Source organism: Streptomyces sp. NPDC086766 (assembly GCF_044746005.1).
Lineage (GTDB): Bacteria > Actinomycetota > Actinomycetes > Streptomycetales > Streptomycetaceae > Streptomyces.
This window is the reverse complement of record NZ_JBIVBI010000003.1, coordinates 442,674-466,174: the sequence shown is the minus strand read 5'-3', so window position 1 is coordinate 466,174 and position 23,501 is coordinate 442,674. Positions and strand designations below refer to the sequence as shown.

At 74.2% G+C, this 23,501-nt stretch carries 25 protein-coding genes and 3 pseudogenes; 8 read left to right on the top strand and 20 right to left on the bottom strand.

All coding sequences use genetic code 11. The annotated features are described in order from the left end of the window. Positions 1-319 precede the first annotated feature (319 nt). The gene (locus tag ACIPM1_RS07960; RefSeq protein WP_402430444.1) at positions 320-904 is read left to right on the top strand and encodes a sigma-70 family RNA polymerase sigma factor; all 585 of its coding nucleotides are present in this window, start codon (positions 320-322) and stop codon (positions 902-904) included. Then, positions 901-1,653, top strand: a complete 753-nt coding sequence (locus tag ACIPM1_RS07955) for an anti-sigma factor domain-containing protein (RefSeq protein ID WP_402430441.1) — start codon at positions 901-903, stop codon at positions 1,651-1,653. The genes ACIPM1_RS07960 and ACIPM1_RS07955 overlap by 4 nt, the downstream gene beginning before the upstream one ends. A gap of 58 nt (positions 1,654-1,711) precedes the next feature. Here the strand turns inward: ACIPM1_RS07955 and ACIPM1_RS07950 are convergent. The 4 genes and pseudogenes from ACIPM1_RS07950 to ACIPM1_RS07935 form a co-directional block, all read right to left on the bottom strand. Then, positions 1,712-1,908 (bottom strand): annotated as a pseudogene (locus ACIPM1_RS07950) (DUF1295 domain-containing protein); the annotation flags it as partial. Beyond that, positions 1,896-2,135, bottom strand: a pseudogene (locus ACIPM1_RS07945) (SAM-dependent methyltransferase); the annotation flags it as partial. The pseudogenes ACIPM1_RS07945 and ACIPM1_RS07950, both read right to left, overlap by 13 nt. 87 nt (positions 2,136-2,222) lie before the next feature. After that, entirely contained in the window at positions 2,223-3,494 is a 1,272-nt protein-coding gene (locus ACIPM1_RS07940; protein ID WP_402430438.1) for a class I SAM-dependent methyltransferase, read from the bottom strand. Continuing rightward, a pseudogene (locus ACIPM1_RS07935) lies at positions 3,491-3,691 on the bottom strand (DUF1365 family protein); the annotation flags it as partial. The gene ACIPM1_RS07940 and the pseudogene ACIPM1_RS07935, both read right to left, overlap by 4 nt. Positions 3,692-4,000: 309 nt before the next feature. On the opposite strand from ACIPM1_RS07935, the gene ACIPM1_RS07930 reads away from it, so the two are divergent. Next, entirely contained in the window at positions 4,001-4,441 is a 441-nt protein-coding gene (locus tag ACIPM1_RS07930; protein WP_356189195.1) for an SPW repeat protein, read from the top strand. A gap of 265 nt (positions 4,442-4,706) precedes the next feature. Here the strand turns inward: ACIPM1_RS07930 and ACIPM1_RS07925 are convergent, their stop codons facing one another. From ACIPM1_RS07925 to ACIPM1_RS07875, 11 genes are all read right to left on the bottom strand, one after another. After that, positions 4,707-5,000 carry a gas vesicle protein K gene (locus tag ACIPM1_RS07925; RefSeq protein ID WP_402430435.1) on the bottom strand — a complete coding sequence of 98 codons (294 nt, stop codon included), beginning with the start codon at positions 4,998-5,000 and terminating at the stop codon, positions 4,707-4,709. Continuing rightward, a complete protein-coding gene (locus tag ACIPM1_RS07920; RefSeq protein WP_356189188.1) occupies positions 4,997-5,245 on the bottom strand; it encodes a gas vesicle protein in 249 nt (82 codons plus the stop codon). The genes ACIPM1_RS07925 and ACIPM1_RS07920 overlap by 4 nt, the downstream gene beginning before the upstream one ends. After that, positions 5,242-6,084 carry a GvpL/GvpF family gas vesicle protein gene (locus ACIPM1_RS07915; RefSeq protein WP_402430432.1) on the bottom strand — a complete coding sequence of 281 codons (843 nt, stop codon included), beginning with the start codon at positions 6,082-6,084 and terminating at the stop codon, positions 5,242-5,244. Before ACIPM1_RS07915 ends, ACIPM1_RS07920 begins: the two co-directional genes overlap by 4 nt. After that, positions 6,081-6,434, bottom strand: a complete 354-nt coding sequence (locus tag ACIPM1_RS07910) for a gas vesicle protein (RefSeq protein ID WP_402430429.1) — start codon at positions 6,432-6,434, stop codon at positions 6,081-6,083. The genes ACIPM1_RS07915 and ACIPM1_RS07910 overlap by 4 nt, the downstream gene beginning before the upstream one ends. A 17-nt stretch (positions 6,435-6,451) precedes the next feature. Then, positions 6,452-7,432 (bottom strand): SRPBCC family protein, encoded by a 981-nt coding sequence (locus ACIPM1_RS07905; protein WP_402430426.1) that lies wholly within the window; start codon positions 7,430-7,432, stop codon positions 6,452-6,454. Positions 7,433-7,438: 6 nt separating this feature from the next. Beyond that, entirely contained in the window at positions 7,439-7,849 is a 411-nt protein-coding gene (locus tag ACIPM1_RS07900; RefSeq protein WP_402430423.1) for a hypothetical protein, read from the bottom strand. Then, entirely contained in the window at positions 7,846-8,163 is a 318-nt protein-coding gene (locus tag ACIPM1_RS07895) for a gas vesicle protein GvpG (RefSeq protein WP_402430420.1), read from the bottom strand. The genes ACIPM1_RS07900 and ACIPM1_RS07895 overlap by 4 nt, the downstream gene beginning before the upstream one ends. 4 nt (positions 8,164-8,167) lie before the next feature. After that, positions 8,168-8,914: a GvpL/GvpF family gas vesicle protein gene (locus ACIPM1_RS07890; RefSeq protein WP_402430417.1), complete on the bottom strand. Its 747-nt coding sequence runs from the start codon at positions 8,912-8,914 to the stop codon at positions 8,168-8,170. 2 nt (positions 8,915-8,916) lie between these two features. Continuing rightward, positions 8,917-9,453: a gas vesicle protein GvpJ gene (gvpJ, locus tag ACIPM1_RS07885; protein ID WP_402430414.1), complete on the bottom strand. Its 537-nt coding sequence runs from the start codon at positions 9,451-9,453 to the stop codon at positions 8,917-8,919. 38 nt (positions 9,454-9,491) lie between these two features. Then, positions 9,492-9,806 carry a gas vesicle protein gene (locus ACIPM1_RS07880; protein ID WP_356189174.1) on the bottom strand — a complete coding sequence of 105 codons (315 nt, stop codon included), beginning with the start codon at positions 9,804-9,806 and terminating at the stop codon, positions 9,492-9,494. A 114-nt stretch (positions 9,807-9,920) separates the two neighbouring features. Next, a complete protein-coding gene (locus tag ACIPM1_RS07875) occupies positions 9,921-11,369 on the bottom strand; it encodes a hydrolase (RefSeq protein ID WP_402430411.1) in 1,449 nt (482 codons plus the stop codon). Between the two features lie 211 nt (positions 11,370-11,580). On the opposite strand from ACIPM1_RS07875, the gene ACIPM1_RS07870 reads away from it, so the two are divergent. Further along, the gene (locus ACIPM1_RS07870) at positions 11,581-11,847 is read left to right on the top strand and encodes a GlsB/YeaQ/YmgE family stress response membrane protein (protein WP_402430408.1); all 267 of its coding nucleotides are present in this window, start codon (positions 11,581-11,583) and stop codon (positions 11,845-11,847) included. Between the two features lie 109 nt (positions 11,848-11,956). On the opposite strand, the gene ACIPM1_RS07865 is transcribed toward ACIPM1_RS07870, so the two are convergent. From ACIPM1_RS07865 to ACIPM1_RS07855, 3 genes are all read right to left on the bottom strand, one after another. Then, positions 11,957-12,757: a GNAT family N-acetyltransferase gene (locus ACIPM1_RS07865; protein WP_402430405.1), complete on the bottom strand. Its 801-nt coding sequence runs from the start codon at positions 12,755-12,757 to the stop codon at positions 11,957-11,959. A 90-nt stretch (positions 12,758-12,847) separates the two neighbouring features. Further along, positions 12,848-13,702, bottom strand: a complete 855-nt coding sequence (locus ACIPM1_RS07860) for a GNAT family N-acetyltransferase (RefSeq protein WP_402430402.1) — start codon at positions 13,700-13,702, stop codon at positions 12,848-12,850. A gap of 222 nt (positions 13,703-13,924) precedes the next feature. After that, complete coding sequence (locus tag ACIPM1_RS07855) at positions 13,925-14,605, bottom strand: chaplin (RefSeq protein WP_402430399.1); 681 nt, start codon at positions 14,603-14,605, stop codon at positions 13,925-13,927. A 391-nt stretch (positions 14,606-14,996) separates the two neighbouring features. Here ACIPM1_RS07855 and ACIPM1_RS07850 point away from each other — a divergent pair, with 391 nt between their 5' ends. Continuing rightward, on the top strand, positions 14,997-16,589 hold the full coding sequence (locus ACIPM1_RS07850) for an alpha/beta hydrolase (protein WP_402430396.1): 1,593 nt from the start codon (positions 14,997-14,999) through the stop codon (positions 16,587-16,589). A 15-nt stretch (positions 16,590-16,604) separates the two neighbouring features. On the opposite strand, the gene asnB is transcribed toward ACIPM1_RS07850, so the two are convergent. Beyond that, positions 16,605-18,446 carry an asparagine synthase (glutamine-hydrolyzing) gene (asnB, locus tag ACIPM1_RS07845; RefSeq protein ID WP_402430393.1) on the bottom strand — a complete coding sequence of 614 codons (1,842 nt, stop codon included), beginning with the start codon at positions 18,444-18,446 and terminating at the stop codon, positions 16,605-16,607. Between the two features lie 445 nt (positions 18,447-18,891). Between asnB and ACIPM1_RS07840 the strand changes: the two genes are divergently transcribed. Continuing rightward, the gene (locus tag ACIPM1_RS07840; protein ID WP_402430390.1) at positions 18,892-19,992 is read left to right on the top strand and encodes a chemotaxis protein; all 1,101 of its coding nucleotides are present in this window, start codon (positions 18,892-18,894) and stop codon (positions 19,990-19,992) included. A gap of 73 nt (positions 19,993-20,065) precedes the next feature. After that, positions 20,066-21,091 carry a Gfo/Idh/MocA family protein gene (locus ACIPM1_RS07835; RefSeq protein ID WP_402430387.1) on the top strand — a complete coding sequence of 342 codons (1,026 nt, stop codon included), beginning with the start codon at positions 20,066-20,068 and terminating at the stop codon, positions 21,089-21,091. 90 nt (positions 21,092-21,181) lie between these two features. Here the strand turns inward: ACIPM1_RS07835 and ACIPM1_RS07830 are convergent, their stop codons facing one another. Further along, complete coding sequence (locus ACIPM1_RS07830; RefSeq protein WP_356189154.1) at positions 21,182-21,595, bottom strand: SsgA family sporulation/cell division regulator; 414 nt, start codon at positions 21,593-21,595, stop codon at positions 21,182-21,184. Between the two features lie 413 nt (positions 21,596-22,008). On the opposite strand from ACIPM1_RS07830, the gene ACIPM1_RS07825 reads away from it, so the two are divergent. Further along, on the top strand, positions 22,009-23,436 hold the full coding sequence (locus tag ACIPM1_RS07825; protein WP_402430383.1) for a PP2C family protein-serine/threonine phosphatase: 1,428 nt from the start codon (positions 22,009-22,011) through the stop codon (positions 23,434-23,436). Positions 23,437-23,501 lie beyond the last annotated feature (65 nt).

Genomic DNA, 23,501 nt, shown 5'->3' with positions numbered 1-23,501 from the left:
CCCCCGCGCCGGAAGGGGGAGGTGCGGCGCAGGCTGACCCTCCGCCGCCGGACGGGGAGCCGCATCCCCGCTCCCCGTCCGTGCCCGCCCCCCAGGACCAGAGCCACCCGGCCATCCCGCCTTGCCCCCGGCTCCCTCCTGCACTCCCCGCGGCCCCGGGCGCGCGAGAGCCCTCTCCCGTGCAGCGCGTCTCCCCCGCACGGCCGCGTTCTCCCCCGCCGGGTGAATTTCCCGCGCTTCCTTCCGTCCCGGACCAATCCGCCGCACCCGCGGCACCGGATTACGCCCGGCCATGTCGCACTCCCTAAGGACCCCCCTGGTGAAAGAAGCCGTGTACATCGGCAGGAACCCGGCGGCCGAGCCGGATCTGCAGGAACTGATGAGCAGCGTGGCCCTGGGTGATCAGGAGGCCTTCGCAGCCGTCTACGACGTCGTGGCGAGCCCCGTCCTCGGAGTGGTGCGCAGCGTGCTGCGCGACCAGGCGCAGTCGGAGGAGGTCGCCCAGGAGGTGCTGGTGGAGGTGTGGCGCACGGCGGCCCGGTACCGCGCCGACCGCGGCTCCGCGATCAACTGGATCCTCACGCTCGCGCACCGGCGCGCGGTGGACCGGGTCCGCTCGGCGGAGGCGGCGGCCGCCCGCGAGCACAAGGCGGCCCTGCTGGACCGGACGCCCGAGTACGACCAGGTGACCGAGCAGGTGGAGGCGCACCTGGAGCGGGAGCAGGTGCGGCGCTGTCTGCGCACGCTGACGGAGATCCAGCGGCAGGCCGTCAACCTCGCCTACTACCGGGGACTGACCTACCGCGAGGTCGCCGAGGCGCTCGCGCTGCCGCTCGGCACGGCCAAGACCCGGCTGCGCGACGGCCTCATCCGACTCCGTGACTGCCTGGGAGTGAGCGCGTGACCACCGCCGACCTGCACACACTGACGGGCGCCTACGCCCTGCACGCCCTGCCCGGGGACGAGCGCGAGGCCTTCGAGCGGCACCTCGCGGACTGCGAGGCCTGCGCGCAGGAGGTCGCCGAGTTCACCGCGACCGCGGCCCGGCTCGGGCTCGCCGTGTCCGGCCCGGTCCGGCCTGCGCTCAGGGAGCGGGTGCTGCACCGCGTCTCCGCCGTCCGGCAGGAGGCGCCCCCCACCTCTCCCACCGCCCGCTCGGCCCGCGCCGTGCTGGGGTCCCGGCGGCTGTCCCGATGGGCACTGGCCGCGTGCGTGGCCGCGGTGGCCGCGCTCGGCGGCACCACGGTGTGGCAGCACGACCGCGCCGAGGACGCACGGGCCGAGGCCAGGGCGTCCGCGCAGCGGGCGGACGAGCTGGCCGCCGTGCTCGCGGCTCCCGACGCCCGTACCCGCAGCGCCGCGCTCGCGGACGGCGCCCGGGGAAGCGTGGTCGTCTCCAAGAGCCGGGACCGGGCCGTGTTCGTGGCCTCGGGCATGGCCGCGCCGCCGCGGGGCAAGGTCTACCAGCTGTGGTTCGACGACGGCGGCACCATGCGGTCCGCCGGTCTGATGGACCCGCACCGCGCCAGCCAGACGGTGATGATGGAAGGCGCCGTCGACGGCGCCTCGGCCATGGGCATCACGGTGGAGCCGCGGGGCGGATCGCAGAAGCCCACGTCGGCGCCGCTCGCGCTGATGAACCTGCCGGCCTGATCCGCACCCCGGCCCGGCGCGCTCGGGGGACCGTCCGACAGGACGGGCCCCCGAGCGTTCAGTCCCGGCCGCGCGGCGGCCACGGGAAGAAGCCGCTGGTGCGGGCCACGTACTCGGCGTATCCGGGGCGCCCGGCCATGTGCCGCTCCAGCGGTTCCTTACCGCTCCCCCTGATCAGCAGGAAGCTCATCACCAGGGGGACACGAGCGACACCGCCGCCGAGGCGCCCTCGTCGCAGGCGATCAGGAACAGGCCGCGTACCAGGCCTCGGGGGTCGCGGGCGTCCCGCCGTGCCCGCCGGGGTCGGGGCGGACCGCGAGGATCTGGTCGACGGCCATGCGCCGCCCCTCGCACGCGAGGGCCACGCCGACCAGATGGAGCCGCCACACCCGTGCCGTGTCCTCGCCCACGAGGCCTACGACGTCGGTCCGGCGCTCCTCCAGCAGGCCCATGGTTCCGCCCAGCGGCCGCATGTGCATGTCCGCCGGGCGGCTCCGGACCGGGCGGAACCGCCGGTTCGGGAGGGGGGAGAGCGGGGGCGGCTTCGGGCCGGGGGGTGCGGGCGGTGGTCATCGGGCGGTGGTCTCCTTCGTGAGCAGGTACTGCTGTACGTCGAGGTAGCCGGAGCGGAACCCCGCCTCGGAGTAGGCCAGGTAGAAGGTCCACAGGCGCCGGAAGGTCTCGTCGAAGCCGAGCGCGGCTACCTCGTCGGCCCGCTCGGTGAACCGCTCCCGCCACAGGCGCAGGGTCTCGGCGTAGTGCGCGCCGAAGCCGTCGCGCCGGGCGACGGTCAGCCGGGTGTGGTCGCGGACGTGCCGCTCGACGGCTTCGGCGGAGGGCAGCAGGCCGCCGGGGAAGACGTACTTCTGGATCCAGGTGTGGGTGGTGCGGGAGGCCGGCATCCGGTCGTGCGGCATGGTGATGGCCTGGAGGGCGGCGCGGCCGCCGGGGGCGAGGCGTGCGTCGAGGGTGCGGAAGTGGACGGGCCAGAACTCCTCGCCGACGGCCTCGATCATCTCGACGCTGACGACGGCGTCGTACGTCCCCCGGGCCTCGCGGTAGTCGCACAGGTCGACGCGGACCCGGTCGGCCACGCCGGCCTCCCGCGCCCGCTCCAGGGCGAGTGCCCGCTGTTCCCGGGAGAGGGTCAGCGAGGTGACGTGCGCGCCGCGCGCGGCGGCCCTGATGGCCAGTTCGCCATAGCCGGTGCCGATCTCCAGCAGCCGGGTGCCCTCGCCGGCCCCGGCGAGGTCCAGCAGCCGGTCGATCTTGCGGTGCTGGGCGGCGGCGAGCAGCTCCCAGCGGGCGGGGAAGCCGCGGAAGACCGCCGAGGAGTAGGTGAGGGTGTCGTCGAGGAAGAGGGCGAAGAGATCGCTGGACAGGTCGTAGTGGTGGCTGATGTTGGCGCGCGCTCCCTCGGGGGTGTTGCGCCGGGCGCCGGGCTGCCGCGGGGCCCACAGGCCGCGCAGCCGCTGGAGCGGGGGCGGGATCAGCTCGGCCGCGTGCGCGGCGAGCACGGTGAGCGCGGCGACCAGGTCGGGCGCGTCCCACTCGCCGGCCATGTACGACTCGCCGAAGCCGATCAGGCCGGAGGCCCCGATGCGGCCGTGGAAGCGCTTCGGGTCGCGCACCTCCAGCAGCGGGCCGCCCCTGCCCGCCGAGTGCCCTCCGGCGAACCGGACCTGGAGGGGCAGCCGCTCCAGCGCCCGGCGCACGACGGCGGCGGTCACGGCGGTGCGCAGGGGAGAGGCGGCGGGCGGCGCGGCCACGTCGGGCCACTGGGCCGAGGGCGCCGGGGCCTCCCTCGCGACGGGGGTGCAGCGGGGCTCGACGGTCGTCATGTCACGTTCTCCGGGGTGCGGGGGCGGGGACGGGGCTGTACGGGGACTCCCCGCAGGTACAGGCGGATGCCGGCGGACACGGCGGCGGTGGACCACGGGTGCCGCAGCCCCGGCCGCAGCAGGGCCCGGGTGGTCGCCTCACGCCGGGTGCCGCGCACGGTCGCGGTGAAGGGCCGCGCGCCCTCCCGTTCCAGGTGCGCCGCCGTGCGCCCGTCCCCCCGCCCGGCCGCTCCCCGGATCGGCCCAGGGCTCTCCGACCGCGCCATTCGTCTCTCCTCCGCCCCCGCCGCGGTCACGCTGTCCGGCGTAATCCGTGGCTGCGGCGGGGGCGGATTGGCGGCGGGGCGATCTCTCTCCGGTCCGGGGCGGCCGAGGGAAGCAAAGCGGGCGCGGAGCGCTCCCACGTCTACACATAAAGGAGAAATAAGAGCAAAATGAGGGTGCGCGGCGCCCACCGCACACCGCACAAGACGCGGTCAGGCCTGCAAGTCAGAAGGAGACGAGACATGGCCAACGTCTCGCACGGCAGAGGTGACATCACCACCCACCCCGACGTCTCGGAGATGCGGGACCGTTACGCCCGCATGCTGGGTGGCCGCGACGTGGCGCTCGTGGACGGCCCGGTGTTCCTGCTGGGCCTCTACTGCGCCGCGTCCCCGTGGATCCTCCACTACACGACGAGCCAGCCGGCACTCGCGACCCACAACCTGATCGTGGGCATCGCCATCGGGCTGCTGGCCCTCGGATTCACCACCGCCCCCGAGCGGATGTACGGACTGAGCTGGGCCATGTGCGCCATGGGCATCTGGATGATCGTGGCGCCCTGGGTCGTCGGCACCAGCCCGGACGCCGGCGTGGTGGTGAACAACATCGTCATCGGCGCCCTGGCCCTCGTCCTGGGACTGATGTGCGCCGTGACGGCGTCGAAGAGCACCACCAGGCAGTAGGGCCGTCGAGCCGGGGGGCGCGGTACCACCGGGCCGCGACACCACCGGGCCGCGACACCACCGGGCCGTGGCGCCCGGAGCCGGGAAGGAGTCACGAGGGCCGGTCCGCGGAGGCGGGCCGGCCCCGCCGTGCCGGCGGCGGGCACCGGCCGGGGCGCACGGCGACCGGGCCGCCCGGCGCGTGACGAGCCCGGGCCGGCGCGTCACGGGTCCGGGGCGGCGCGCCGCGGGGTCGAGGGGCGCGTCACGGTTCCGGGCAGGCGGATCACGGGTCCGGGTCGGCCAGGAGCGGGCCCAGCGGGCCCAGGTCCAGGTTGAGATCGCTGCGGCTCAGCCCGTGCCGCGCGCACAGGTCGTCCATGCGCCGGTCCAGCAGCATGAGCGCGGTGCCGAGCCGGTCCTCCTGGTCGGGGCTCAGCGACCCCTCGTCGAAACGGCGCACCGCCTGGCGCTCCATCAGCTGCCGCAGCAGTTCCACCACGGCCAGGACCAGTGCGGCCAGGTCGTTCGCGACCGTCTCCGGGTCGAGGTCCAGGGCATGGGTGCGCGGCTCGGTCACAGCGGCCCGCTGTCCGACCAGGGCGCCGGGACCCGGTCGCTGACCGAGGCCAGGAGGGCGTGCAGCGAGATCCGCACCAGCGGTACGTCGGCGATGGCCAGGACCAGGTCGCCGCTGATCACCACCCCGGTCGCCAGGACCCGGTCCAGCAGGTCGACCAGGGGCACCCCGATCGGCGCGTACGGTTCCGGGCCGTCCCAGGGGACGCTCGTCCGGCCGGATTCGAGCGCTGTCGGCACGGTCATGCGCGAACCTCGTCTTCCCCGGTGTTCCACTCCTGGTCCAGCCTGGCGAAGGAGTACGGGATCCAGGGCCCCGACGCGGTCGTCTCCACCAGGGTGCCGACGCGTCCGGCGCCGAACCCGGCCACCGCCCGGGTGAACGCGGCCCGTTCCGCGTCGTCGACCAGATAGGCGGCGTTCAGCAGCTGCGGGGCGCTCCGGCCGGTCAGGTGCTCGCTCTGCGGCCGGTGCCGTGTCGCGGCCACGGCGTACCGCCGCAGCTCCCGGTCGACCGCGTGGGCCGCGGCGAGCGCCCGCTCCCGCGCGTCCCGCTGGGTACGCCGGCGGGCGCTGACCCGGCCGAGATAGGCCCGCCCGCCGGGGGCGTCAGGCTCGGCGGGGGCGTCGTCCCCTCCCGTGCCGTCGGTCCCGGGCGCGGGGCCGGCCGCCTCGACGGCGTGCACCTTCACCGCCCACTCCGTACGGCCCCGCAGCCGGTCGAGCAGGTCGCCCAGCTCCGCCTCGCGGGCGGACACGGACTCCACCGCGCTGTCGTCCCCGAGGTACAGGGTGGCCATGGGGAGGGGGACGACCGGGCCGGACAGGGCGGCCGTCTCGACGCCCCGGTGATGGGTGCGGGCGCAGCGTTCCAGTTCCTCGGGCCGGTTGAGCCGCTCGCCGAGCGACGCCTCGCCGAAGGTCTCCGCCGGCACGTCCTGGACGACGAGCCACAGGGTCCCGGCGCGCAGCACACGCAGGGGGCCGCCTCCGCCGTGGCCCGCCGCGGCGGTCAGCGCGTCGCCGGGCGGCGGGGTGCGGGTCACGGCGAACGCGTAGGTGAGGGTGCCCTTCGTGTCCTTCACGCTTCCTCCTCCGCCTCTTCCTCCGCGTCGTCCTCGGCGCCCTCCAGGGCGTCGAGGCGCTCGCGCAGCCGCGCGTTCTCCTGGGCCAGCGCGTCGTGCGCGGCCCGTGAGGAGAGCGCGGGGTCGGTCTCCCACCAGTCGATGCCGGCCCTCCTGGCGGTGTCGACCGAGGCGATGAACAGGCGCAGGCGGATGGTGAGCAGTTCGATGTCGAGCAGGTCGATCTTGATGTCGCCCGCGATCACGATGCCCTTGTCGAGGACCCGTTCGAGGAGGTCCGCGAGGTTGGTGGTGGCGGGCGCGTAGTCCTGCGGCACCGAATTCGTGTGCCAGGCGGCGACGTCGGTCACGGGGTGCTCCAGGGAAGTCAGCGGCGCCGGGGGACGCGGTCGCGGTGGGCATCGTCGTCGTACTCGTCAGCGGGCTCGTCCTCCGCGTACTCGTCCTCGTCCTCTTCCTCGGCGTCCTCGTCCTCTTCTTCCTTCTCGGCCTCCCCGCCCTCCTCGTCCCCCTCGCCGTAGGCGCCCTCCTCCTCGTAGGCGCCCTCCTCGTCCTCCCACGCCTCCTCGTGCGACCGGACGACCTCCCCGTCGCGGATCTCCCCGCGCCAGCCCTCCAGTTCCTCGTCGCCGTGCAGGGTGACGTGGCGCACGAAGTGCTTCAGGTCCAGACGCAGCCGGCGGCCCTGGGCGCGCCAGAGGTTGCCGGTCTTCTCGACGAACCCGGCCGGGTAGTACTCGACCACGACGACGATCCGGGTGAGGCTGGGGGCCAGTTCGTGGAAGGTGACCGCCCCGCGGGTGGTGCCCTTTGCCCCCTCGGAGGTCCACACGATCCGGTCGTCGGGCACCTGCTCGCGGACGAAGGCCTTCCAACTGCGGCTCGACGGGCCGACCTTGACGTTCCAGTCGGAGGTGACCTCGTCGGACCGGCCGACGCTGCGGACGCCCTTGGTGAAACGGCTGAAGTCCTCGAACTGCGTCCAGTGGTCGTAGGCCGTGCGGAGCGGGACCCCTACGTCGACGGCCTCCAGGATGTGCGTCGCCTTGACGCTGCCCCCCGCCGCGCCACCGCGCGAGCCGCGACCGCGTCCCGGGCCGAGTGACCGCACCCTGCCGAGCACCGCGTCCTTCAGCCCGCGGGGCTTCCGCTGGGCCCCCGGACCGCCGGACCGCCCCCCGGCCGCGACGTCCGCGAGCCGGTCGGTGAGGTCACCGACCCGTTCCCCCGCCCTGACGACGAGGCTGCCGCCCAGCGCGGAGAGGTAGCCGCCCAGGGCGTCCGTCAGGTCGTCCAGGGGCGAGGGGCCGCTCGCTCGCTCGTCGCGGCGCGCCCTGGTGCCCGTCATCGGCGCTCACCGCCCCCGCCGCGCGCCGGAGGCCGAGTCGCCGTTCTCGTGGCCGTACTCCTCGCCGTTCTCCTCGTCGTACCACTCCGCGGACCGCTCCTCTGACGGGCGGCCGGGGCCGTCCCCGCGGACGAGCGCGTCGGTGCGGTGCCGGAGCGTGTCGGCGGCACGGGTGAGCCTGCGGTCGACGACGGCGGTGACGGCCTCGCGCCCGGCGGTCAGCAGCTCGCCGCGCACCTGCTCGGCGAGTTCCTGGAGCTGCCGCTGGGGGCCCGCTGACGTCCGGCCCGGTGCCACGCCGAGGCTCCGTCCGGCGAGGTAGGTCCCGACGGCGAGGGCGAGTCTGGCCCTTCTCGTACGGCCCAGGGCGTATCCGGCCGCCACGGCCGCCCCCAGGGCGATCCGGTTGCCGCTCACCCGCGCCTCCCCGGTGCGCGGCCCGCGGCCCCCCGTGCGCGTCCCGCGGTCCCCGGCACGTGGCCCGCCGGAGGGGCGCCCAGGGGACGGGCGGGGCTGCCGAGGAGGCCGAGCAGGCGCTCCTCCTCCTTCTCGAAGGTCTCCTCGTCGATGGCGCCGTCGTCCAGGGCCCGGTTGAGCGCGGCCAGCCGGGCCTGCACCGCCCGCGGGTCGCGCATCTGGCGCTCGGCCTCCTCCAGCAGACGGTCGGCGATCCACACCGTGCCGCGCACCGGCGCGAGCGGCAGCAGCAGGAGTTCACTCACGATGCCCACCGCGTCACCGCCCGGCCGGGGCGGGGTGCGCCTCGACGAAGCTGTAGCACGGCAGGGGCCCGGTCACGCTGAGCGCCAGCCGGTCCCCGAAGGCGCGTGCCTGGGCGGCCACCACCTGCCGGAACCGCTCCTCGTCGGCGGCGTTCAGCAGGAAGGACGCGCTCAGCACCAGGTCGTCGTCGAGCGGCCCCTGCGCCGTGCGCACGGCCAGCGGAGTCAGCCGGGCCAGGACCTCGTGGGCGGCGTGCCGCGCCTCGCGCCGGACCCCGCGGGCGAGGGCCTCGCCCAGCCGCACGTTGGCCTCGTAGTCGGGCCTGCGCCGGGTCTGGTGGGCCAGGGCACGCAGTTTCTCGTCCCGGCGCACGAGTTCGGCGAAGTAGCCGGACACGACCGAGCCCTTGACGTTCATCTCCACACAGCCCCGGACCGTTTCGAGCTGCGCCGACAGACGGTCCCGGTCGGCGCGCAGTTGGGCCCGCAGGGTGTCCGCGCCGGGGCTGACCACCGCGAACCGCATCGGCAGGACCGGGCTCTGCGCGGCGAGTTCGTCGAGCACCGCCTGGTGGGCCGTCAGGTCGCGGCGGCGCGCGCGAACCTGTTCGGGCGGGTCGGAGACGGCGGCGCACAGGCCGGACTCGGTCACCAGCCGTACCGGGGCGCCGCCCACGCCGGGCGTACCCGGGGCCCGTACCCCGGCGTGCGTGATGCCGTAGACGTAAAGGGTGCTGAGGGCGGTGGCGGTGTCCGTCACGGTCAGTCCTCCCCCTCGGAGCGGCGGGATCGGGAACGGGGCCGCTCGTCGTCACCGCGGCGGCGGCCCGAGCTGCCGCGGTCCTCCTCGGGCGGGCGGCGAGTAGGCCGTTTCCGTTCCGGCTCCCGCTCGCCGCGGCGCCTCCTGGGCTCCTGCTCTTCCTCCTCCGTCTCCTCCTCTTCCTCCCGCTCCTCCGGGGTGAGCATCTCCCGCACCTTCGAGGTCAGGGAGCGGGCGCCGCGCTTGGCGCCCGCCTTGGCGACGGCCTTCTTGGCCGACCCTCCGCCGAACAGCTCGGGCACGGTCTTGGTGCGGACGTCGTGCTCCAGGTCGAGGCGGTTGCAGGCCTCGGCGAACCGCAGATAGGTGTCGACACTGGCGATCACGATCCGGGCGTCCACCTTGAGGATCTCGATGCCCACCAGGGAGACGCGCACGAAGACGTCGATCACCATGCCGCGGTCGAGGATGAGCTCGAGCACGTCGTACAGGGTTCCGGCGCGGGGCGCGCAGACGAGCTCGTCGTCATAGGTGATCATGCAGCGGTCCTTCCGGAGGCGGGCCGGGGGCCCGGGCGTCAGTCCTGGGCGCCGCGCCGGTAGCGCGCGACCCGGCGGTACTGCAGCAGCTCGCCCGCCGAGTCCAGCTCGACCTCGTAGGTGGCGAGCAGGCTGGTCGTGTCGGGGATGCGGGCCAGCTCCAGCACGTCGACGTTGACGAGCCAGCCGTCGTCCTCGCTGCGGCACACCGAGGACACGCCTTCCAGGCGGTGGCGGACGAGCTGGCCCAGCCCGTCGGCGGCGCACCGGGCGGCGTCCTGGGCCCCGCGCACCGCACGCCCGCGCGCCGGGGCCGAGGCCGTACCGCGCCGTCGTTCGCCAGCTTCTGTCATGCTGCCCACTCTGACCGCGGTCCCCGGCGGGCGCGTGCCGGGTTAGGCCATCCGGTCGTGCCCCGGACACACGAAGGGCCCGGCACCGGGTGCCGGGCCCTGCCGCACGGGGCGTCAGCCCACGTTCAGCGCCGTGTCGTCGAGGACGAAGGACGTCTGGAGTTGGGAGCCCTCGGTGCCGGTGAACTTGACCGTCACCGTCTGGCCCGCGTAGGCGGCCAGGTTGAAGCTGCGCTGCGTGTAGCCGCTCGCCGCGTTGAGGTTCGAGTAGGTCGCGAGGGTCGACAGCACGGTGCCGCTGCTGTTGAGCACCTGCGCCTTCAGGGTGTCGTACGCCGTCGTGGTGGTCGTCTCGGCCGTGTCGACGTGGAGGTAGAAGCTCAGCGTGGCGGTGGTGCAGCCGGAGGGGATCGTCACCGTCTGCGCGAGGGTGTCGGTGTTCGCCGTGCCGTAGCCGTCGAGCCAGGCCTTGTAGGAGCCGGTGCGGGCGGCCTCGCCGGTGTCGTTGGTGATGACCCCGGTGGTGGCGCTCCAGGTGGTGTTGCCGGACTCGAAGCCGGGGTTGCCGAGCAGCTGGGCGGCGGTGCAGGAGCCGGTGCCGCCTCCCCCGCTACTGGTGCCCGCACCGGCCAGCCAGGCGGTGGCGTTGAGGGCGAGGGGCGCGTTGGTGGCGCTCGTGTCGTTCCAGCCGTCGTAGAGGGTGTTGCCGGACTGGCCGGTGCCGTCGTCGACGGGCGAGCTGTCGCCCCAGAAGGCCACCCGGCCGCTGCCGAAGGTGCTGGTCGCGAAGAAGGCGCCGGTGTTGCCGGAGTACCCGGTGCGGTACAGCAGGCCCTTGACGCTCGAGTTGTCCGCCGGCTTGAGGGTGGCGGTGGTGCCGCTGGCGATCAGGCTCTTGGTGACGTCGCCGAAGGAGCCGTGCAGCACCGGGTCGGTGCTGTCGTTGATCGCGGCGGGGTGGTCGGAGCTGATGCTCAACGAGTCGATGGAGAAGCCGAACGGGTCGGTGGAGTCGACGCTGTTGTTGGTCATCAGGTCGTTCAGGATCTCGACCGCGTCGTAGCCGTCGTTGTTGCGGTCGGCGCCCGTGTGGTCGGAGATCATGAACAGTCCGCCGCCGTTCTTCACGAAGTTCATGATCGCCGTCTTCTCGGCGCTGGTGAACATCGTGTTCGGCTCGGGCAGGACCAGGGTGTCGAAGTTCGCCAGGTCGGTCGACGACGAGCCGCCGTAGGAGAGGCTGGAGCCCGACGGCAGGGTCTTGAGGCTGTAACCGCCCGCCTTCTGCAGGGCCACGCCCCAGGAGGACAGCGCGCCGGTCCAGTCGGTCTCGGCGGACGGGGAGGGGTTCTGGCCGAGCGGGTCGGGCTGGCTGGTGGAGATGATCCAGTCGGCGTTGCCGGCGGTCTCCGCGTGGGCGTTGTCGAACAGGATGCGGTGCGTGGTGGCCGCGTGGGCGGGTGCGGCGGCGGCGCCGACCTGCAGGGCGGCCGAGCCGACGAGGAGTCCGAGCCCGGCCAGGGCGGTGGTGACTCTGTGGCGGAATCTTCTGGATCCGAGCATCCGGCGTACCTCCGAGTGGGGTGAAGGGAGCGGTGCGGGCGCGAAGTCTGCGCGCGTAGAACGAAGTTGAGGGTTCTACACGCGTCACTTGGTTGAAAGGTACATGGCATGACCACCCGGTGAACAGAAGGCCCCGGCAACAACCCGGACGGAGTGCCTCGGGAACCAGCGGGCAGAGGAAGAGCGCGGATTACCTCACCGAGGGGTGAAGATGGAGATCACGGGCATCCTCAGCGCCGTCGTCATCGGCATCGTCATCGGTGTCCTGGGCCGGCTGGTCCTTCCCGGCCGTCAGCACATCGGCGTCCTGTGGACGATCGTCGTCGGCATCGTGGCCGCGCTGGTCGGCGCGGCGATCGCCGCCGGACTCGGCGTCGCCGACACCAACGGCGTCGACTGGATCGAGTGGCTCATCCAGATCGGCCTCGCCGCGGTGGGCGTCGCCGCCCTGGACCGGGCGATGGCGGGACGCCGCTGAACCGGGCGCCGTCGGGGGGCCTTCGGCGCCGGGTGCGGCAGCGGGCCTCGACGGGACGCAGCCGGCCACGGGTCACGACTCGCGGCCGGCTCTCCCCCGTGCGCAGTCGTCAGCTCCCGTGCCCGTCATGGTCCGCGCACTCGTACGTGTACGGAGTCGTCGTGGTCAGCGGTGCGAAGCCCAGGCGTTCGAGGACGGGGCGGCTCTGGCCGGAGGCGTCGACCTGGAGGTAGCGGCAGCCGCGGTCCGCGGCGATCCGGGCCCGGTGGGCGACGAGGGCGCGGTAGACACCCCGGCCCCGCCATCCCTCGACGGTGCCGCCTCCCCAGAGGCCCGCGAACCGTGTGCCGGGCACCAGTTCCATGCGGGCCGAGCTCACCGGAACGTCCCCGGCGAGGGCGACGACCGCGGCCATGGTGTCCGGGGCGGCGGCGAGCCGGGCGAGGATCTGGTGGCGCAGGCGGGAGCCGTCCGCGCCGAACACCCGCTCGTGCACCTCGACCAGGAGGCCGACGCCCGCCGCGTCGGTGACGGGAAGCAGCCGCACGCCCTCGGGTGGCTCGGCGTCCAGGGCGAGTTCGGAGACCTCGCCGACCATCAGCGTCTCCTCGGGCCCGGCGGTGAACCCGGCGGCCAGGAGCCGCCGTCCGAGGTCCGCGGGCCGGTCGTGCCCGTGGAGCTTCCACTCGAAGCCGAGGCCGAGCCCGGTGAAGCGGGCGATCTCCCCCGCGATCGCCGCGTCCGCGCCCGCGGCGTCCAGCGCCGACCAGAGGACTCCGTTCCAGTCCTGTTCGGTGCCGATGTGGCGCACCACGCCCCCGGCCCGCTCGACGCGCGCGCCGGGTCCGTCGGGCCGGGCGCCCCGGCGCAGGTCCCGGTCGTAGAGGGCGAGGACGGCGGCGTGATCCATGCGCCCACTTGAGCAGAGGCGCACCGCCGCCGCAACGGAATTCCGCGGCCGGCCCGATCCGACAGAGGGGACCTGCCCGAGAGAAGGGACCTATCCGAGTTCGAGGGTGGTGACCCCGAAGATCCGTTCCCGGGCGTGCGGGCGGACCGGGCCCGTGTACATGCGGGCGGTCTCGAAGGAGGGCGTGAGTCCCGCGTCCTCGGCCAGCGCGATGCCGGCCCGGTTGGTCTCCGGCACGTCCACGGACACCCGGCGGCCCTCGACGCCGGCAATCAGCGCGGCGAAGAGGGCGCGCGCGTCCTCGGCGGTGTCGGCGAACAGGGGGCCGATGCGCAGGCCGTCGCGGGCGGGGCGCAGGACGCCGTAGCCGGTGATCCCCGTGCCGGTGCCGCGGACGAGGGCGCGGTGCCCGGGGGTGGTCAGCCAGTGGGCGAGGAAGCGCGGGCGGGCGGCCGGGTGGCAGAGGGCGTCGTAGGCGGTGACGGCCTCCACGTCGGCGGGACCGGCCGGACGCACGTCCGCGGGCGCCGCCGTCCGGGATGCCGGGCCGCTGAACCGGACGGTCCGGTGGGCGGGTTCGAAGCCGGACCGGCGGTAGTTGTCCTGCTGGGCCACCACGCCGTCGAGGCCGATCGTGCGGGTCCCGGCGTGGGCCAGGGCGGTCTTCCACGTGGCCAGTCCGTGACCGCGGCCGCGCAGGTCGGGGCGGACCAGGTAGCAGCCGAGGAAGGCGTAGTCGGGGCCGTGTCGGACGACCGAGATCGCCGAGACGGGGTCGCCGTCGACCCGCCCGAGGAAGAAGCCGTCCGGATCCTGCGCGAAGAAGGCGGGGCCGTCCAGGAGCCCCGGGTTCCACCCCTCGTCGGCGGCCCACCCGCTGATCACCGGCCAGTCCTCCAGGGTGGCCCGGGTGACGACGAGGTCCTCGGGAGCCGGAGAGGCCATCGGTGCTCCATTCCGTGCGGGCGGCTGCGACGCATGCATCCTCGCGGATCATGTGCGGCCGCGTCACGGCGACTTCGCGCCGGTTGCCGTCGGCCGGCCCGCCGACGGCCGGAGCCGCGGCCCGTCGGACCGCGGCTGCCGGGGCGGCGCCGGCCCCACCGGTCAGCGCCGGCCCCACCGGTCACGGACCCGGTGGGGCCGACCGCCGTGCTCACACGCCGGTCAGCGGTTCGCGCCGGGCCGGAAGCGCCGGTACAGGGCCGCTCCGCCGAGCATGAGCGCCGCGCCGGCGGCGACGGCGGGGAGCGCCTGGTCGGCGCCGGTGTGGGCCAGCGACCCCTCGGCCCGCGGAGCGGGCTGCGGCGCCTGGTGCACCGGGCGCGGTGCCGGCTCCGGCTTGGTACGCGTCGGCGGCGTCGTGGTGGTCGGCGGGTTCGGCGTCGTCGGTGTCGTCGGCGTGGTCGGCGTGGTCGGCGTGGTCGGCGTGATGGTGTCGCCGGAGCCGTTCGTCGAGCTGTCGCCGAAGACCGGGTTGGCGACTGCCACCGCGTTCGCCGAGTTGCCGGAGACGTTCACCGGCAGGTCCACGGGCAGCTGCACCCCGTTGCCGGAGACCACTCCGGGCGAGTCCTGCGCGGTGCTCTGCGCCTGCGCGCCCCCGGCGGACGCGTTGGCGCAGGTGTTGCCGGCCGCGGGGTTCAACAGCCCCACGACGTTCACCGTGTTCCCGCAGGCGTTCACCGGGACGTGCACAGGAAGCTGGATGGTGTTGCCGGAGATCAGACCGGGCGAGCCGGCCGCGATGCCGTCCGCCGCCGCGTCGGCATACACCGGACCCGCCACGGCCATCGCGCCGGAGGCGGCGGCGACGGCGATCACACCGTTTCGGGTAAGCCGTTTCATAGGTGTTCTGCCTTCCAGACATGGTCGCGGGCGCTCACCCGCACCGGGTAAAACGCTGGTGAACGATTCCGGTTATGGCTTGACCGCCTTTCACCCTTTTGGGGGGCATGGCGATCGAACGACGTACGAAATCCGCCCGGCCGGTGAAGACCCACCCGGCCGGCGAGGGGCGGGACGGACACGCCGCCCCGCACAGCCGCCCCCGTCCCCCGGCCACCGGCACCGCCCGGCCCGACCGCCCGCCTCGACCGGTCGCCGGAACCGGCAGCCGGAACCGGCCCCCGCCGACGGCCGTCGACGCCGATCGCCGGGAGGCGCGGCCCAGGGGGGCCGCTTAAGGTGAGCGGGAGCGTGGATCCCGGTCCGCAGCGGAGCGTCCTTGGAGGCATCGATGCAGGCCAAGCTGTCGAGGCGAGCCATGACACGGCGCGGCGCGGGCGTCGGGCTCGTGGCACTGGCCCTGCTCGGGGCGGGACTTCCGGCGGCGGCCGCGGGCGACGAGCGGCCCGATCCGAGCCGGTTCTACCGGCAGCACGTGACATGGGGGGCGTGCGAGGCGGGTCTGCCGGAGGACCTGCAGTGCGGCAAGGTCACCGTCCCCCTCGACTACGCCCGGCCGCGGGGCGGCACCCTGGAGCTGGCCCTCGCCCGCTACCGCGCGACCGGGCCCTCGCGGGGCTCGGTGCTGCTGAACTTCGGGGGACCCGGCGGCTCGGGCGTCACGGCCCTCGCGACGGACGGCAAGGAGTTCATGGACCTGACCAACGGCTACGACGTGGTCTCCTTCGACCCGCGGGGCGTCGGCCGGTCCTCCCCGGTCAGCTGCGGAGCGGGCGCCGATCCGGCCACGTCCGACACGGCGGGCGCCCTGGACCTGCGCGACCCCAAGGCGGCCCTGGAACGGTGGCGGAAGGTCTCGACCGCGTGCACCCGGCACTCCGGCCCGGTCCTGCCCCACATAGGCACCGTCGACGCCGCCCGGGACATGGACGTCATACGGCAGGCGCTCGGCGACAGGAAGCTGAACTACCTGGGTTTCTCGTACGGCAGCCGGCTCGGGGCGGTGTACGCGGCCCAGTTCCCCGGCAAGGTGGGGCGGGTGGCGCTGGACGGGGTGGACACGCTGACCGAGCCGCTCGCCGAGCAGGGCAGGGTGGCCGCCGAGGGGCAGCAGACGGCGCTGGACGACTTCCTCCGCTGGTGCGTGCAGGACGTCGCCTGTCCCTTCGGGCAGGACCGGCGGCAGGCGGGCGGCCAGGTGCTCCAGCTCGTCCGCTCGCTCGACGCAAACCCCGTGCTGACGGGTTCCGGCGGCCGGCTGTCCGGCCAGGACCTCGTCGGCGCGATCGGACAGGCGCTCTACAGCAGGCAGATGTGGCCGTCTCTGGAGCGTGCCGTGACCTCGCTGATCGAGGACGGCGACACCCGCGCGATCGAGGTGTTCTCCTCCGGCGGCGTCGCCCGGCCGAGCGGGCGGCGGACCCAGCGGCACGACGGCCGACTGGCCGATCCGGCCGAGGTCCCGACGGACAACCTGTCGGCCGCGATGATGGCGGTCAACTGCGCCGACGACCCCGACCGGCCGAGCGCCCGTCAGATCACCGCGGACCTCGGCAGGCTGCGCGCCGAGTACCAGGAGGCCTCGCCGGTCTTCGGCACGTACCGGCTCACGGAACTGCTCATGTGCTTCGGCCGTCCCAAGGGCACCGACTACATCCGCGAGAAGGTGAAGGACGTCGGCACCGCGAAGATGCTCCTGGTCGGCACGCGGGGCGACCCGGCCACGCCGTACCGCTGGACCGAGGAGACCGCGAAGCGGCTCGGCCCGTCGGCCGTGGTGCTCGACAACAAGGGCGACGGGCACACCGGATACGGGTCCTCCAAGTGCGTGCACCGCAAGGTGAACGACTTCCTGCTGTACGGCTCCCTGCCCTCCAGCGGCAGCTCCTGCCCGGCGGATCCGGCGACGCAAGCGGGCGGTTGAGGCAGGGGGCGGGGCTCAGCCGGCCACGATCTCCGGCCGGTAGAGGTCCAGCCAGAGGGCCAGGTCGAGGGTCTTCTCCAGGCCGCGCCGCGCCGCCTGTGTGCTCACCGGGGCGTCGTGGTGCGCGGCCCGGCGCACCCGCTCCCGGTCGACGAGGTCGAAGACCGGATGGCCGGGCCGGGCGAGCAGGTCCTTGACGTGGTCCTGGAGGGCGACCGCGTACTTGGGGTCCTGGGTGGACGGGTAGGGGCTCTTGACCCTGTCGTACACGGACTTCGGCAGCAGGTCCGCCGTCGCCTCCCTGAGCAGGCTCTTCTCCCGGCCGTCGAACGACTTCAGGGACCAGGGGGCGTTGTAGACGTACTCGACGAGCCGGTGGTCGCAGAAGGGCACCCTGACCTCCAGGCCGACGGCCATGCTCATCCGGTCCTTGCGGTCGAGCAGGACGCGTACGAAGCGGGTGAGGTGGAGGTGGCAGATCCGCCGCATCCGGTACTCGAAGTCGCTCTCGCCGTCCAGGCGGTCGATGCCGGACACGGCGGTGCGGTAGCCGTCGGCGACGTAGCCGCCGAGGTCCAGGGCCCGGGTGAGGTCGGGGCGCAGGACCTCGGTGTCCTCGCCGAAGTCCCGGGCGTGGCGCACCAGCCAGGGGAAGGTGTCGGAGCGGCGGGCGTTCTCGTCGAAGAACTGCAGATAGCCGCCGAAGACCTCGTCGGCGGACTCGCCGGACAGGGCGACGGTGGAGTGGTCGCGGACGCTGCGGAAGAGCAGGTAGAGCGAGGCGTCCATGTCGCCGAAGCCCATGGGCACGTCGCGGGCCCGGATCACCTTCTCCCGGACCGCCGGGTCGGCGAGGGTGTGCGCGTCGAGCACGATGTCCTGGTGGTCGGTGTCCGAGGCGCGCGCCACGTCGTGCACGAACGGCGCGTCGGGGGTGCCGCGCAGGTCGTCGGCGACGAAGTGGTCGGTCTGGCCGGCGAAGTCGACGGCGAAACTGCGCACCCGCTCGCCGTCCTCGGCGAGTTGCCGGGCGGCGAGCGCCGTCATGGCGGAGGAGTCCAGGCCGCCGGAGAGAAGGGTGCAGCGGGGCACGTCGGCGACCAACTGGCGGCGCACGATGTCGTCCAGGAGGGAGCGGACGGTGGCGATCGTCGTGGCCCGGTCGTCGGGGTGCGGCCGGGTCTCCAGCCGCCAGTAGGCACGTGTGTGCACGCCCGTGCGGTCCACGGTGACGACGGTGCCGGGTTCGACCTCGCGCATCCCGTCCCACACGGCGTGGCCCGGCGTCTTGACGAAGGTGAACAGCTCGCGCAGGCCGTCGAGGCGTACCCGGGGGCGGGCCAGCGGGTGGGCGAGGATCGCCTTGGGCTCGGAGCCGAAGAGGACGCCGTCGGGCGTCGGGTGGTAGTAGAAGGGCTTGATGCCCATGCGGTCGCGGACCATGACGAGCCGGTCGTGGCGGCCGTCCCAGACGGCGAAGGCGTACATGCCGTTGAGGCGTTCGGCGACGGCGTCGCCCCATGCGAGGTAGCCGCGCAGGACGACCTCGGTGTCGGAGTCGGTGCCGAAGCGGTGGCCGTGCGCGGTGAGTTCGCGGCGCAGTTCGGTGAAGTTGTAGCTCTCGCCCGAGTAGACGAGGGCGACCGTGCCGTCGGGGGTGCCCGCGGTCATCGGCTGGCGGCCGCCGGGCAGGTCGATCACGGCGAGCCTGCGGTGGCCGAGCGCGGCGGGTCCACCGGTCCAGACGCCGCGGTCGTCGGGGCCGCGGCAGGCCATCGTCTCCGTCATCGCGTGCAGGGCCGCGGCCTCGGTGCGCAGATCGCGGTCGTAGGAGACCCAGCCGGTGATGCCGCACATGTCCGACCTCCCGCCGTCCCGCTCGCCGGTGGGGCCCCTCACCTGCGTGGACACGGCGGGTGCCGGGGCCCGGCGAACCGGTTGTATCGAGCATCTGAACCACGAGCGTGGATCACCGGCGCGGGCGCGGTCAACGCGGAGGCGGCCCGGCCGGGACGGGCGACCCCGGTGGTTTCGGCCGCGTTTTGCCTCCGGGACAGACGGCGCGGGGCCGCGCACCGGGGCGCCCCGCCGGGATTTCGGCCATGGGTAAAGATTTCCTCAACCTCCCTGTGCACGTGGGAAGTTGACGCTCTCCCGTCGGTACGGGAACCCGCCCGCCGCGGACACCGGCCCACCCCGCGCACCGGACCCGCACGGCGCCGCCCATAGCACCGCACCAGCCCGCACGGCGAATCGAATTGCCCCGAATGCCTGATCGGCGAATCGGTCCTATGGTGCTGTCATGGAGCACGATCTGAGTCCCGCCACCCTCGCCGAGCTGCGGCGTCCGCGCCCCTACCCCGCGGTGTCGGTGCTCACGCCGACCCACCGCCGCGAGCCGGACAACACCCAGGATCCGGTCCGGCTGCGCAACGTCGTGGCCGAGGCCAAGAAGCAGCTGGAGGCCGACCCGGCGATCAGCCGGGAGCGGCGCACCGACGTCGTCCGGCAGCTCGACCAGGCCCTCGCCGAGGTGGACCTCGCCTTCGCCGAGGACGGGCTGGTGATCTTCGCCGCCCCGGGCGAGCACCAGGTGTGGTCGCTGGCCCGCACCGTGCCGGAGCGCGTGGTGCTCTCGGACACCTTCCTGACCCGCAACCTGGTCTCCGCGCAGACCGCCGAGCGCCCGTTCTGGGTGCTGTCGGTCTCGGCCGACCGCGTGACGCTGTGGAGCGGCGGCTCCGGCCGGGTCACGGAGGAGCGCATCGGCGGCTTCCCGCTGACCAGGGATCTCGCCGAGAACTTCGACGCCGAGCGCCAGGAGCAGATCGGCGACGCGCCGAGCGTCTTCCGCGACCAGCGCACCCGCCAGTTCCTGCGCGAGGCGGACGGCGCGCTGGGCGCCCTCCTGCGCGAGCATCCGCGCCCGGTGTACGTCACCGGCGAGCAGGAGGCACTGACCGTCCTCGACGAGGTCGGCAGCGCCGCCCGGGACGCGGTGCACGTGCCGCACGGGGGTCTGGCGCACGGCAGTCACGAGGCCGTGTGGCGGGCGATCCGGCCGGTCCAGGAGGCGGAGGCCCGCGACAGCGCCGCTGCCGTGGCCCGGGAGCTGGAGAGCGCCCGCGGGCGCAAGGAGTTCGCGGCGGGCGTCGACGAGCTCTGGCAGAACGCCCGGGAGGGCCGCGTGCGGCTGCTGGCCGTCGAGGAGGACTTCCAGGTGCGGGTGCGCGACGACATGGGCGACCACCTGGTGCCGGCCGACAGCGGCGACCCCAAGGCCCGCGAGGACATCGTGGACGAGATCGTCGAGCAGTGCCTGGAGACCGGGGCCGAGGTCCGCTTCGTGCCGGACGGCACCCTGGCCGACGCGCAGGGGATCGCCGGAGTGCTGCGCTACTGAGGGCGCCCGGGCGCCCGCCCGCGCCGAGGTCCTACGCTACGGCGGGACAGTCGGCGGACAGGGGAGGGCGCACGTGGGCGACCTGCTGGGCGTGGCCGTGCTGGGTGCCGGGCACATGGGGGCCGATCACGTACGGCGTCTGGACCGGGTGGTGAGCGGGGCCAGGGTGGCCGCCGTCGCCGACCCCGACACGGCCCGGGCCGAGGAGGCCCTGCGCGGCATCGAGGGGGCCTCGGTGCACGCGGACGCGGCGGCCGCCCTGGACGCGCCCGGCGTCGAGGCCGTACTGATCGCGTCGCCGGGTCCCGCGCACGAGGAGGCGCTGTTCGCGGCCTTCGCGCGCGGGCTGCCGGTGCTGTGCGAGAAGCCGATGGTGCCGGACTCGGCGGGGGCGCTGCGCGTGGTGGAGGCGGAGGCGCGGCTCGGGCGGCGGCTGGCGCAGATCGGGTTCATGCGCCGCTACGACGCCGAGTACGGCCGCCTGAAGTCCCTGCTGGACTCCGGACGGCTGGGCAGGCCGCTGATGCTGCACTGCACGCACCGCAACGTGTCGTCGCCGGACCACTTCACCAGCGCGATGCTGATCAACAGCTCCGTGTCGCACGAGATCGACGCGGCCCGCTGGCTGCTCGGCCAGGAGCTGACCGCCGTGACCGTGCTGCGTCCCGCGCCGTCGGCGGGCGCCCCCGAGGGCCTGGCGGACCCGCAGTTCGTGCTGTTCGAGACCGAGCGCGGCGCGCTCGTGGACGTGGAGGTCTTCGTCAACTGCGGCTTCGGCTACCAGGTGCGCTGCGAGGCGGTCTGCGAGGCGGGCAGCGCCCGGATCGGCGAGGACCGCGCCATGGTCGTCACCTCCCGGGGCGGCGCCCGCGAGGACGTGCCGCAGGACTACCTCGTACGGTTCGCCGACGCCTACGACCGCGAGGTGCGGGCCTGGGTCGACGCCACCCGGCGGGGGCGCGTCACCGGCCCGAGCGCGTGGGACGGCTACGCCGCGTCCGTCGTCGCCGAGGCGGGGGTCCGGGCGCTGGACGAGGGCCGGCGCGCGACGGTCGAACTCGCCCCGCGCCCCGGCCTGTACGCCGCGTCCGGCCACTGACCGCCACCGGCGCGCCCGGCCCGGCGCACCGGGGCCCGTCGAGGAGCGCGCCGGAGCCCGCTCGGGGAACGCGCTCCCGCTCCGAACCGCTCACACCGCGCCGAACAGGGCGTTCAGCCCGCGGTCGACCTCGGCGGCCACGTCCTCCTCGCCGACCGCCACCACGGCGTAGCTGCGCAGCAGGAAGCGGCGCAGCGCCGCCGTTTCGAACTGGAGCAGGGCCAGGCCGGACACCGAGTGCAGCTCCAGCACCGTACGGCCGCCTCCGCACGGCCACAGGTGCACGTCCCCGGCTCCGGCGGGCTGCCCGAGCCCCTCCTCCAGCAGGGCCCGGGAGAAGGTCCAGGAGACCGGGGCGCCGTCGAGGCAGACCTCCGGCGGGAAGTCCAGGTGCACGGCCAGCGGGTCCGCGCAGGCGTAGCGCAGTGTGACGGGCACGGGGAGCGCCTCCTCGTCCGCGGTGATCAGGCGGGCGCGGGCGGGCTGTTCGAGCGTGACGTCCATGGTCGGTCTCCCCTGCGGGTCGGAGGTCGGCCGGCTGTGCCGTGTGCTGTTAGGAGTCCGCGGGAGCCGTTTGCATTACGCCTCCACCCGACCCAATTCCTGTGACCTGTGTCACTCTTCCGGATCGGATGCCGCAGCGCGGACCAGAAGCGAACACAGTGCCGTCGAACACCCGCCTGAACGCGCATCGGAAACCTCACGCGGCCCCTCAAATCACGTAGGGCGTCTACGACTTGACGGACGAGGCGAGTAGGGAAAGGGTGGCGGCCGGGGAGGCCGGGGAGACTGTGGCATATGCCAGAAGCACCACCGTATCGGGTGTTGCCAATTCCCTTACGGGGCGTCGCGGGCTGTGCAACAGTCGTAGCGGTCCCTCCCAACGCCTTGGCCGTACCGTCCCTTCGGAGTGCGTCATGCCGTCCCATCTCTCCGCGGACCACCCACCCGCGCAGCCGCCCGGACGCGGCGCGGTCGACGCCCTCATAACGCTGGCGCGCCGCCTCAAGGGGGACGTGGACGCGGTACGGCGGGACGCGCAGGACGACGGGTCGGACCCGCGGGGGCGGTGGGAGCGCGCGCTGTGCGATCTGGCCCTGCATCAGCTCAACGACGTCGACGAGCACTTGGCGCAACTGCGGGACGGGCCGCCCCCGGTGGCCGTGTTCGCAGGGCCGGAGGACCGGACCCCCGCCGCGCCGGGCGGACCGCCGCACGGTGAACCGCTCGGCCGGGTCGGCAGCGCCGAGTGGAACCTGCTGACCGACGAGGCCACCTGGTCCGGCGAGCTCTACCAGATCCTCGGCCGGGACCCCGCGGCCCCGCCCCTCACCCTCGACGAACTGCCCTCCCTGGTGCTCGACGCGGACCGGCCCCGGCTCACCTCGATGGTCACGGACTGCCTGGTGGACGCCAAGCCCATCGACGGGGAGTTCCGTGTCGTGCGGCCCGACGGCGCGCTGCGCACCGTGCACATGATGGGCGAGCCCGTGCTCGGCGCCCACGGCGGCACCGACGCGATGTGGGCCGTACTGCGCGACGTCAGCGAACTGCGCCGCAGCCAGCGGACGGAACGCGAGACCCGTGACTCGCTCCAGCACCACCGGCACCGCGCCCAGACCGAGCACCGGCTCGCGGTGGAGTTCCAGGAGGCCGTGCTGCCGCCGTGGCGCGGCTCCACGCGGCCGCCGCACCGGGGACACCCCGGCCTGGATCTGGCGGCCCACTACCTGCCGGCCTCGACCAGCAGACTGATCGGCGGCGACTGGTACGACGCGCTGGAGCTGTCCGACGGCGACACCCTGCTCAGTGTGGGCGACCTGACCGGGCACGGGCCGACCGTGACCTCGGAGATGGCGATGCTCCTGGGCGCCCTGCGGGGCATGGCCATGGCGGGCACCGGACCCGGCCGGCTCATGGACCTGCTCAACCAGTTGCTGGACGCCACCGCGCAGCCCGCCCTGGGCAGCGCCGTCTGCTGCCGCTACCGGCCCGCCACCCGGACCCTGGTGTGGGCCCAGGCGGGCCACCCCGCCCCGCTGCTGTTCCGCGACGGGACGGGGCGCGTGCTCGACGCACCGGACGGCGTGCTGCTCGGCGCCACCTCGTCGGCCGTCTACGGGCAGGCCGAGGAGACCCTGAAGGCGGGCGACCTGCTCCTGCTGCACACCGACGGCCTGGGTCCGCGGCGGGCCGGACCGGCCACCGTGCGGCGACTGCTCGGACTCGCCCCGAGGCTCGGCGGGGCGCGCACCGCGCAGGACTGTGTACGGACCGTCGTGGAGGAGTTCGGCGAGAACGAGCGCGAGGACGACGCCTGCGTGCTCGTCGCCAGGATCGCCTGAGGCACGAACGGGCAGACGGTCCCACTCGCGTGCGCCGCACGTCCGTACCCGTGCGCCGTCCTCCC